10 protein-coding genes are annotated in these 9832 nt (G+C 67.1%); 7 read left to right on the top strand and 3 right to left on the bottom strand.

What is annotated here, in order from left to right; genetic code table 11:
• Positions 1-10 precede the first annotated feature (10 nt).
• From KL771_RS26125 to KL771_RS26135, 3 genes are all read left to right on the top strand, one after another.
• Entirely contained in the window at positions 11-1084 is a 1074-nt protein-coding gene (locus KL771_RS26125) for an alkene reductase (protein ID WP_261971449.1), read from the top strand.
• 163 nt (positions 1085-1247) lie between these two features.
• Entirely contained in the window at positions 1248-1652 is a 405-nt protein-coding gene (msrB, locus tag KL771_RS26130) for a peptide-methionine (R)-S-oxide reductase MsrB (RefSeq protein WP_261971450.1), read from the top strand.
• Positions 1653-1996: 344 nt separating this feature from the next.
• Positions 1997-2431: a PaaI family thioesterase gene (locus tag KL771_RS26135; protein ID WP_261971451.1), complete on the top strand. Its 435-nt coding sequence runs from the start codon at positions 1997-1999 to the stop codon at positions 2429-2431.
• Positions 2432-2449: 18 nt separating this feature from the next.
• Here KL771_RS26135 and KL771_RS26140 read toward each other — a convergent pair whose 3' ends face one another.
• Complete coding sequence (locus tag KL771_RS26140) at positions 2450-3046, bottom strand: MarR family winged helix-turn-helix transcriptional regulator (RefSeq protein WP_261971452.1); 597 nt, start codon at positions 3044-3046, stop codon at positions 2450-2452.
• A 311-nt stretch (positions 3047-3357) separates the two neighbouring features.
• Between KL771_RS26140 and KL771_RS26145 the strand changes: the two genes are divergently transcribed.
• The 4 genes from KL771_RS26145 to KL771_RS26160 all read left to right on the top strand — a co-directional run bounded on the left by KL771_RS26145 (position 3358) and on the right by KL771_RS26160 (position 8222).
• Complete coding sequence (locus KL771_RS26145) at positions 3358-5667, top strand: bifunctional salicylyl-CoA 5-hydroxylase/oxidoreductase (RefSeq protein ID WP_261971453.1); 2310 nt, start codon at positions 3358-3360, stop codon at positions 5665-5667.
• A gap of 496 nt (positions 5668-6163) precedes the next feature.
• Positions 6164-6943 carry an SDR family NAD(P)-dependent oxidoreductase gene (locus KL771_RS26150; protein ID WP_261971454.1) on the top strand — a complete coding sequence of 260 codons (780 nt, stop codon included), beginning with the start codon at positions 6164-6166 and terminating at the stop codon, positions 6941-6943.
• Positions 6940-7788, top strand: coding sequence for an enoyl-CoA hydratase family protein (locus tag KL771_RS26155; RefSeq protein ID WP_261971455.1), 849 nt, complete (start codon positions 6940-6942; stop codon positions 7786-7788). The genes KL771_RS26150 and KL771_RS26155 overlap by 4 nt, the downstream gene beginning before the upstream one ends.
• Positions 7789-7790: 2 nt before the next feature.
• A complete protein-coding gene (locus KL771_RS26160; protein ID WP_261971456.1) occupies positions 7791-8222 on the top strand; it encodes a RidA family protein in 432 nt (143 codons plus the stop codon).
• 79 nt (positions 8223-8301) lie between these two features.
• On the opposite strand, the gene KL771_RS26165 is transcribed toward KL771_RS26160, so the two are convergent.
• Positions 8302-8586 carry a GIY-YIG nuclease family protein gene (locus KL771_RS26165; RefSeq protein ID WP_261971457.1) on the bottom strand — a complete coding sequence of 95 codons (285 nt, stop codon included), beginning with the start codon at positions 8584-8586 and terminating at the stop codon, positions 8302-8304.
• Between the two features lie 78 nt (positions 8587-8664).
• A complete protein-coding gene (locus tag KL771_RS26170; RefSeq protein WP_261971458.1) occupies positions 8665-9711 on the bottom strand; it encodes a DUF2278 family protein in 1047 nt (348 codons plus the stop codon).
• Positions 9712-9832: the final 121 nt, after the last annotated feature.

The raw sequence follows: 9832 nt of genomic DNA on the forward strand, positions 1-9832 counted from the left end.
GATCTGTTTCATGACCGCAGACGCGCTTTTCTCGCCCGTAAAGTTCGGAAGTATCGAACTTAAGAACCGCATCGTGCTCGCGCCCCTGACGCGCAACCGGGCGGCTCCGGGCAACCTGCCTTCGACGCTCGCCGCCACCTACTATTCCCAGCGCGCTTCCGGCGGGCTGGTGATCACCGAGGCGACCCAGGCGACCGAGGATGGGCAGGGCTATCCCGACACCCCCGGCCTCCATTCCGACGCCCAGGTTGCGGCCTGGAAGGTGGTGACCGATGCGGTCCATGCCGCGGGCGGCAGGATCGTCGTCCAGCTCTGGCATACCGGCCGCATCTCGCATTCGGTGTTCCGTCCCGACGGGCTGCCGCCGCTCGCGCCGTCCGCCATCGCGCCGGCCGGCGCCGTCTATCTGCCGGGGTGGCAGAAGGCGGCCTTCGAGACCCCGCGCGAAATGACCCAGGCCGATATCGACCGCGTCGTCGACGGCTGGCGCACGGCCGCCGCCAATGCCCGCCGGGCCGGCTTCGACGGCGTCGAGGTCCATGCCGCCAACGGCTACCTGATCGACCAGTTCCTGCGCGACGGCGCCAACAAGCGCACCGACGGCTATGGCGGCCCGATCGAGAACCGGGTCCGGTTCCTCAAGGAGGCGGTCGCGGCCGCGGTCGCCGGCTGGGGTTCGGGAGACGGCGTCGGCGTGCGCCTGTCGCCGCACAATCCCTATAACGACATGCAGGATTCCGACCCGGCCACGACCTTCACGGCGGCCGCCGCGGCGCTGAAGCCGTTCGGCCTCGCCTATCTGCATGTCCTCGAGCCGGTCGGCACCAGCCCGGCCCTGGCGCCGGCCATGAAGGCCGCGTCCGGCCTGCCGCTGATCGTCAATGGCGGCTACGGGGCGGAAACCGGCGCGGCCGCGATCGCCGAGGGGACGATCGACGCGATCGCCTACGGCACCCTGTTCCTGGCCAATCCGGACCTGCCCGCCCGCTTCGCCGCCGGCGCGCCGCTGAATACGCCGAACCCGAAGACCTTCTACGGCGGCACCGAGGTTGGCTACACCGACTATCCGGCACTGGCGTCCTGATCGTCACAGGCGCCGCCACGGCCGCTTGCCAGTCCGGCAGCCGCGGCCGTGCGGGCTGCGATCAGCAATTGGTGATCCCGGCCGGCGCCATCGGCGCCGTCCGGAGATTGCGTCCGGCCCTCCGGGTCCCTAGATCTTGGCACCGAAACAGAGGAGGGGCCTCATGGATACCCGCGTCTATCCGGTCACGCGCACCGACGACGAGTGGCGCAAGGTGCTGACGGCGGAGCAGTACCAGGTGATGCGCCGGCACGGCACCGAGCGGCCGGGCAGTTGCGCTCTGCTGCACGAGAAGCGCGCCGGCACCTTCGCCTGCGCCGGATGCGACCAGCCGCTGTTCCGCGCGGATGTGAAGTTCGAGAGCGGCACCGGCTGGCCGAGCTTCAACGATCCCGTGCCGGGCTCCGTCGAGACGACGACCGACCGCAGCTACGGCATGGTGCGGACCGAAGTCCATTGCAGCCGCTGCGGCTCCCATCTCGGCCATGTCTTCGACGATGGCCCGCCGCCGACCTATCAGCGCTACTGCATCAACGGCGTGGCGCTGAACTTCACGCCGGCGTCCTGAGCGCGGCCCGCCTGGGGCGACGGTCGAAACCGGCCGCCGGCTTGCGTGCATTGCCATGACGGACAGCTTGCCCCTCGTCCGCCCGAAGTGGCGGGTACGCATTGCCGGACTGCATGGCAAGGGCTGTCCGTGTTGCTGCGGACAGGCTAAACGGGAGGCGACCGGAATCGAGGGGATTCCGGTCGGGGCGTTTCGAGGGCGGGCGATGGTGGCCATCCGCCGTGCCGTGCCGAAATGCCTGCCTCGACCAGGAGCGGGCTCGCCCGAGCCCGTCGTTCGGCCCCGGCGGCGGATCCCGGACGGTTGGGATTCGCGGCCGGGGACGCTTTTCCGGAGCAGCAGACTTGTCCCAGCCGACGAGCGAATCCGATTTCGATCCGAGCGAACACGGCTGGGAAATAGTGCAGCAGGACGGCTATGAGGCTCTCGTCGGCCCGTTCTGGACGTGCCACGACCAGGGCGCCTTACGGGTCGCCCTGAAGACCCGTACAGAGCACCGCAATCGCAACGGCGCCGTCCATGGCGGGGTGATCCTGTCGCTTGCCGATCAGGGGCTGGGTCTCGCGGTGCTGGAGGCGACCGGCGGTCTGAAGCAGGCGACCATCCAGCTCGACCTTCACTTCGTCGCGGCGACGCGCCCCGGTCAATTCGTGGTCTGCATCCCGAAGGTCGACCGGGTCACCTCCGGCGTCGCCTTCGTGCGCGGCGAACTCAAGGTCGGGGACCGTCTGGTCGCGACCGCCGAGGGAATCTGGAAATATGTCGAGGCCAGGCGGTAGGCGGGACAGCTGACGCGGTCACGCGCCGAGCGCGTCGAGATGGCGACGCAGAGCCGAGAGACCGCGTGAAAGTTCGTTGCGCGCCTGGGGTTCCAGACCGCCGATCAGGCCGACGACCCAGTCTTCGTGACTGGCGGCCATGGCCAGGAAACGGGCACGGCCTTCCGCGGTGAGGCGGATGACGGTGGTGCGCCGATCCTCGGCACGGGTTTCGCGCGTGACGAAGCCTTCCTCCACGAGCCGGTCGACGAGGCTGGTGATGGCGCCGTTGGTGACCATCATGCGCCGGGACGCGTCGGTCATGGTCAGGCCGTCGGGGGCCCTTTCGAGTTGGGCGAGCAGATCGAAGCGGGCCAGCGAGATGCCGAATTCCTTGGTGATGCGGCTCGACAGGATCGACTCGATCCGGTTCGAGGCGCCGAGTAGGCGCAGCCAGACCCGCAGTTCGTCATGCGGCGTGCCTGCCGGGCGACCGTCCGGCACGGCCACCGGGGCCTGATACGATCCGTCGGCCGGGACGCCGGCAACCGATGCGGCAGCCGCGGCTTCGGGCCTCGTTTCGGCGGCGGAAGCGGAGCCTGTCTCCGATTTGGCGCGTCGCGGCCTCGCAGCCATGGTCGGGTCCCATCGTGCTTCGCAGGCGCGGCGCGGACGTCATTCCGATCGGACCGGGCCGCCTGGACTTGCCCGGAGCGAAAAAGACACTGCGATGCGCGTCGCAGGGACTGGACGAGACTCGCAAGCCGACCATTTCATACATCAAATATTGAACCCTGCAATGCAGCCCGCGCGCATGGGAGCCGCATGCGGAGGAGCACGGACCGGATTGACCGCATCCCTTCAGACCTCTATATTTTAATCCTAAACTAATTCGCCGGAATTCGGGGGCGAGGGCGTTTCCGGTCCGGCGGCCGTGGGAGAGGCTCATGCGCATCGTCTGCATCGGCGGAGGCCCGGCCGGGCTTTATTTCGGTCTTCTGATGAAGAAGCTCCAACCGGCCCATTCGGTCACGGTGGTCGAGCGCAACCGGCCCTATGACACGTTCGGTTGGGGCGTCGTCTTCTCCGACGCGACCATGGAGGCGATGCGGGTCTGGGATCCGGAAACCGCCACCGAGATCGAAGACGCCTTCAACCACTGGGACGACATCGAGCTGCTGTTCAAGGGGACGCGTCAGCGCACCTCCGGCCACGGCTTCGTCGGCATCGGCCGCAAGAAGCTGCTCAACATCCTGCAGAAGCGCTGCGAGGACCTGGGCGTCGAACTGGTCTTCGAGCGCGACGTGGACTCCGATCTCGAATTCCCCGATGCCGATCTGATCATCGCGTCGGACGGCATCAATTCGAAGATCCGCAACGCCTACGCGGATGTCTTCCAGCCCGATCTCGTCGTCCGCCCGAACCGCTACATCTGGCTCGGCACCGACAAGTCCTACGACGCCTTCACGTTCGACTTCCGCAAGACCGAGCACGGCTGGTTCCAGGCACATATCTACAAGTTCGACGACAAGACCTCGACCTTCATCGTCGAGACGACCGAAGACACCTTCAAGGCCCATGGCATCGAGGCCTTCGACCAGGACCAGTCGATCGCCTTCTGCGAGGATCTCTTCGCCGAGGTGCTCGACGGCTCCAAGCTGATGACCAATGCGCGCCATCTGCGTGGCTCGGCCTGGCTCAACTTCAATCGCCTCATCTGCGGCCGCTGGAGCCATTTCAACGGCAACAGCCATGTCGTGCTGATGGGCGACGCCGCGCACACCGCCCATTTCGCGATCGGCTCGGGCACCAAGCTGGCGATCGACGATGCGATCGAACTGACCCGCCAGTTCGAGGCTTTCGGTCACGAGCCGGATAAGATCCCCGCCGTGCTCGACGCCTATGAGGAAGTCCGCCGGGTCGACGTCGCTCGCATCCAGAATGCGGCGCGCAACGCGATGGAATGGTTCGAGGTGGTCGGCAGCCGCTATGCCGATACGCTGCCGCCCGAGCAGTTCATGTATTCCATGCTGACCCGCTCGCAGCGCATCAGCCACGAGAACCTGCGCCTGCGCGACAAGACCTGGCTCGAAGGCTACGAGCGCTGGTTCGCGCAGTCCTGTGGGCTGACGGTCGGCAACGGGCGGACGACGCCGCCCATGCTGACGCCGTTCCGCATCCGCGACCTGACCCTGCCGAACCGCATCGTGGTTTCGCCGATGGCCATGTATTCGGCGACCGACGGGCTGATCAACGACTTCCATATGGTCCATCTCGGCGCCCGTGCGCTCGGCGGCGCCGGGCTCATCTTCGGCGAGATGACCTGCGTGTCGCCCGATGCGCGCATCACCCCCGGCTGCCTGGGTCTGTGGAACGAAGAGCAGGCGGCGGGCTGGCGCCGGCTGGTCGACTTCGTGCATGGCCAGAGTGCCGCCAAGGTCGGCATCCAGATCGGTCATGCCGGCCGCAAGGGCGCCACCCGGCTCGCCTGGGAGGGCATCGACCAGCCGCTCGCCGAGGGCGGCTGGCCTCTCTATGCCCCGTCCGATCTGCCCTATCTGCCCGTCAGCCAGACCCCGCGCGCCATGACGCGCGCCGACATGGACCGCGTGCTGGCCGATTTCGTCCGCGCCACCGAACTCGCCGCCACGACCGGCGCCGACCTCCTCGAACTGCATTGTGCGCACGGCTATCTTCTGTCCGGCTTCCTGTCCCCGGTCACCAACCGGCGCACGGACTCGTATGGCGGCAGCCACGAGAATTGTGCCCGCTTCCCGCTCGAAGTGTTCCGGGCGGTGCGCGCGGCGTGGCCGGCGGAGAAGCCGATCTCCGTGCGCCTGTCCTGTCACGACTGGGTCGACGGCGGCAACACGCCCGAGGATGCGGCGATCTATGCCCGCATGTTCAAGGAGGCCGGCGCCGATCTGATCGACTGCTCGTCCGGCCAGGTCACCAAGGAGGAGAAGCCGGTCTATGGCCGGCTCTGGCAGACGCCCTTCTCCGACAAGATCCGCAACGAGATCGGCATCCCGACCATCGCGGTCGGCGCCATCTCGGAGGCCGACCACGCCAATTCGATCATCGCGGCCGGCCGCGCCGATCTCTGCGCCGTGGCCCGCCCGCATCTCGCCGACCCGGCCTGGACCCTGCACGAGGCCGCTCGCATCGGCATCAACGATGTGGCTTGGCCGAAGCAATACCGCTCTGCTAAGGGCCAGTACGAAAGCAACCTGGCCCGCGCCGCGGGCGTGAAGTGATGGCGCTGCCCACTCTCCGGTCGCTTTCCCCCGGATCCCGACCGTCCGTCGGGACCTGCTCGCGCCGGTCATCCGGCGCGCGCGCCTTGGATCGCGTCAGGATTGGCCAATCCCTCAGCGCATTCCCGGCCGGAGCGAAGCGTAGAACCGGGTTTCTGGCGTCGTCCACGCGCGTCGTGAATCGCGCTGGGGATGCTCAATCCCTCAACGCATTCCCGGCCGAAGCGCAGCGTAGAGCCGGGACCCACTCTGCGGCCGGTTCGCTGCAAAGTCGGTGCGAGACCCGGGCGCTGCAACCCGACATGCGCAGAGTGGGCCCCGGATCGGCGGGCCTGCGGCCCTTGTCCGGGGATGCGCTGGGGGATTGTGCAACTGAGGTCCAAAACGGGGATCTGGTTAGCGCCAATTTGATGGTGCGTGAGGATTCCTCGGTACGGGTTGACGCTTGCCATGGCGCAAAGGCCACCACGATCGCAACGATCGGAAAGGGACCCCGATGACGCTGCCCTTGGCGAACCGGCATGCCTTCATCACCGGCGCGGGATCGGGCATCGGCGCGGCCGCGGCGGTCGCGCTGGCGGCGGCCGGGGCGACCGTCACCCTGGCCGGCCGGCGCCTGGAACCGCTGCAGGCGGTGGCCGGGAGCCTCGGCGCCCGCGCCGGCGCGATCGTCACCCTCGACGTGACCGACGAGGCGGCGATCGCGGCGGCGGCCGAGCACGTCGAGGCGGCGCATGGGCCGGTCGACATTCTGGTCGCCAATGCCGGTGCGGCGGCCTCCGGGCCCTTCGACAAGACCGAACGGGCGACCTGGGATGCCATGCTGGCCGTCAACCTGACCGGCGTCTGGCTGACCACGCGTGCCTTCCTGCCCGGCATGGTGAAGCGCCGGTCGGGCCGCGTCATAGCGATCGCCTCAACCGCGGGGCTGGTCGGCTATCCCTATGTCGCCGCCTATGTGGCCGCCAAGCATGGCGTGGTCGGGCTGGTGCGCGCGCTGGCGCTGGAGGTCGCGCGCAAGGGCGTCACCGTCAACGCGGTCTGCCCGGGCTTCACCGACACGGAACTGATCGCCCAGTCGGTCGCCACCATCGTGGCCAAGACCGGCCGCAGCGCCGACGAAGCGCGGGCGGAACTGGCGAAATCGAACCCGATGGGTCGCCTGGTCACGCCCGGGGAGGTCGCCGACGCGATCCTCTGGCTCGCCGGATCCGGCGCCGCATCGATCAACGGACAGGCGATCGCGGTCGCCGGTGGGGAGGTGATGACCGGATGAGCGAACAATCGGCACTGGGGGCCATGCTGCGGCCGTTCAAGGACTATCAGGCGCGCCACTTCGTGTTCGATGCGCCGGGTGACGGCCGGGTCGCGACCATCCGGCTCAACCGGCCGGACAAGAAGAATCCGCTGACCTTCGACTCCTATGCCGAGCTGCGCGACCTGTTCCGCGACCTCGTCTATGCCTCCGACGTGCGCACGGTGGTGCTGACCGGCGAGGGCGGCAATTTCTGTTCCGGCGGCGACGTGTTCGAGATCATCGAGCCGCTGACCCGCATGGCCATGCCGGACCTGCTCGCCTTCACGCGCATGACCGGCGACGTGGTCAAGGCGATGCGCCGCTGCCCGCAGCCGATCATCGCCGCGGTCGACGGCATCTGCGCCGGTGCCGGCGCGATCCTGGCCATGGCGTCGGACCTGCGCTACGCGACGCCGGAGGCCAAGACCGCGTTCCTGTTCACCCGCGTCGGCCTCGCCGGCGCCGACATGGGTGCCTGCGGCTATCTCCCGCGCATCATCGGCCAGGGCCGGGCGGCCGAACTGCTGTTCACCGGCCGCGCCATGACGGCGGCCGAAGGCCATGCCTGGGGCTTCTACAACCGCCTCGTCCCGGCGGCGGAACTCGAGGCCGCGGCCGGGGACCTGGCCCGCTCGCTCGCCGACGGGCCGTGGTTCGCCCATGGCATCACCAAGACCATGATGAACCAGGAATGGGCCATGGGCATCGAGGAGATGATCGAATCGGAGGCCCAGGCCCAGGCCGTCTGCATGGCGACCGGCGATTTCCGCCGCGCCTTCGAGGCCTTCGCGGCCAAGCGCAAACCCGTCTTCGAGGGGAACTGACCATGGCCGAAGCCGCCCGCGCCGCGCGCGAAACCTCGCTCCTCGAAGTGCTGCAGCCGGAAGGCTGGGCGAAGCCGGTCGGCTATGCCAACGGCATCGCCGCCACCGGCCGCGTCGTCTTCGTTGGCGGACAGATCGGCTGGAACGGCCAGTGCCAGTTCGAGACCGACGATCTGGTCGGCCAGGTCCGCCAGACGCTGGAGAATGTCGTCGCGGTCGTCGCCGAGGCCGGCGGCGGGCCCGAGCACATCACCTCGATGACCTGGTATTTCGTCGACAAGCGCGACTATCTCGCCAACCTGAAGGGCATCGGCGAGGCCTACCGTGCCGTGATCGGCCGCCACTACCCGGCCATGGCCGCCGTCCAGGTCGTCGCCCTGATGGAGGACCGCGCCAAGGTCGAGATCCAGGCCCATGCGGTGATCCCGGAATAGCCGGCCGTCTCAGGCCCGCAACCGCCCGCGGCCGACGGGGCTGGGCAGCCCGGTCGGCCGTGTTGCGTCTCGGCGACCGTCAGCTCACTTCTGGATAGAGATCGTCCCAGTCCGGGTTCATCGCCTCGATGATGCGTACCTTGGCGTGGCGGTGCCGGCGGCGCAGGTCGCGCGCGAAGGCCATCGCGGCCTCGACGCGATCGAAGGCGGCGTACCAGACCAGCCGCTGCATGGCGTGGCCGAGCGAGAATCCCGCCGGCACGCGGGCCCGATGGTGATAGACGCGGCCGACAAGGTCCTCGGCCGTGCCGACGAAAAGGGCGCCGTCCGGGCGGCTGGCGAGAATGTAGACCCAGGCGTTCATGACGCCATTTCATGCCAGCCGCCGCCCCGGCCTCAAGCGCACCGAACCGCGCAGCGACAACCCGCCGCGGCAGGAGCGTCAGGGTTGGAACGGGATCGTCCGCCCGGGTTGCTTCGCCTGCTCCCGCGTGTAGGAAACGCCATGGACTTTGATGCCATGACCATCCAAAAGCGTGATGATGCCGCCGCGATTTGACAACGCAACCGGTTGCTTGACCTCGACAACTCGAGTGGCACCGGCAGCGATCATGCCGTCCAGCGGCATGGCGTTCTTTTGCTTGTCCTTGATCTGCCAGCCGGTGAGATCGATATCCCGGTCGGCGATGTTGAGAAGGGTGATGGTCTCGCGTTCGGGCGAATGGATGTCGTTCACCAGCGCTGCGACGATTCGGATGAGACCATCCGGGACATCGATGTTGGGAATGACATCCCGGTCGACAGGCGTATGGGGACGGTCCGGGTGTTCCGGATCATGACCGACAATCGGATGGCCGGTGGCATCGTCGGTATGCCATGCTTGGGTCTGGAACTTCAGAAAAATCGCAACCCATTGTCCAGTCTCGATAAACTGGAAAAGCAGGCCGCCGTCCTGCCATGGCCCGTTGTCTTCGGAGTGTCGACCGATCGGATTTCCTTGGTTCATGTGAATGTCGTGGATGCCGTTGCCAGGCAAGAAGCCGAAATAGCCATCCTCCTTCTGAGGTTCCGGTCCCCACCGATCACCAAAGGCATAGATCATAGCCGTTTCGTCGGACATCGCTCGCTGCACATAGGCGTCGATCTTGTCGTTGAGATCGTTGTCTGGTCCGTTGCTGGACAAGGGGAGGGGTTTCATCTCCCATGGTTGCATAAGGTTGCCGCGAATGAAGTCGAGGGCAATTCCGTCCGGCTTCGGTTCAGCAATATGAAAGCCCGCTTCCAGCGCGCCGAGGCGATCCGTAATCGGATGCTCGAATCGCGAGCGAACGAGAAACTCGACCTCGCTACCGTCCTGAGATCGCACATTGATCGCAATCCGATACTTGACTCCTTTCGCTGTCACCTCGATTTGGTAGTGAGGCTTGGCGCCTGTTGCCAGTCGGTTGCGTATCGGACGACCTTTCAAGCACCCGTACTTAAGAGCCATTGCAGTGTCCTCCCGAACTATGAATTGGATCGAATGTAGAGAATACTAGGCCCTGTTGACAAATGCCCGTATCCAGAGGCGGATGGCTGCGATCTGGACGAAGCCGAGGTAGCTGGCCGCG

Origin of the sequence: Prosthecodimorpha staleyi, from assembly GCF_018729455.1 — a bacterium.
GTDB lineage: Bacteria > Pseudomonadota > Alphaproteobacteria > Rhizobiales > Ancalomicrobiaceae > Prosthecodimorpha > Prosthecodimorpha staleyi.

Excerpts from the sequence above, each read along its gene's own strand:
- KL771_RS26125 (WP_261971449.1), top strand. The coding sequence starts at position 11 with ATGACCGCAGACGCGCTTTTCTCGCCCGTAAAGTTCGGAAGTATCGAA.
- msrB (WP_261971450.1), top strand. The coding sequence starts at position 1,248 with ATGGATACCCGCGTCTATCCGGTCACGCGCACCGACGACGAGTGGCGC.
- KL771_RS26140 (WP_261971452.1), bottom strand. The coding sequence starts at position 3,046 with ATGGCTGCGAGGCCGCGACGCGCCAAATCGGAGACAGGCTCCGCTTCC.
- KL771_RS26145 (WP_261971453.1), top strand. The coding sequence starts at position 3,358 with ATGCGCATCGTCTGCATCGGCGGAGGCCCGGCCGGGCTTTATTTCGGT.
- KL771_RS26150 (WP_261971454.1), top strand. The coding sequence starts at position 6,164 with ATGACGCTGCCCTTGGCGAACCGGCATGCCTTCATCACCGGCGCGGGA.
- KL771_RS26155 (WP_261971455.1), top strand. The coding sequence starts at position 6,940 with ATGAGCGAACAATCGGCACTGGGGGCCATGCTGCGGCCGTTCAAGGAC.
- KL771_RS26160 (WP_261971456.1), top strand. The coding sequence starts at position 7,791 with ATGGCCGAAGCCGCCCGCGCCGCGCGCGAAACCTCGCTCCTCGAAGTG.
- KL771_RS26165 (WP_261971457.1), bottom strand. The coding sequence starts at position 8,586 with ATGAACGCCTGGGTCTACATTCTCGCCAGCCGCCCGGACGGCGCCCTT.
- KL771_RS26170 (WP_261971458.1), bottom strand. The coding sequence starts at position 9,711 with ATGGCTCTTAAGTACGGGTGCTTGAAAGGTCGTCCGATACGCAACCGA.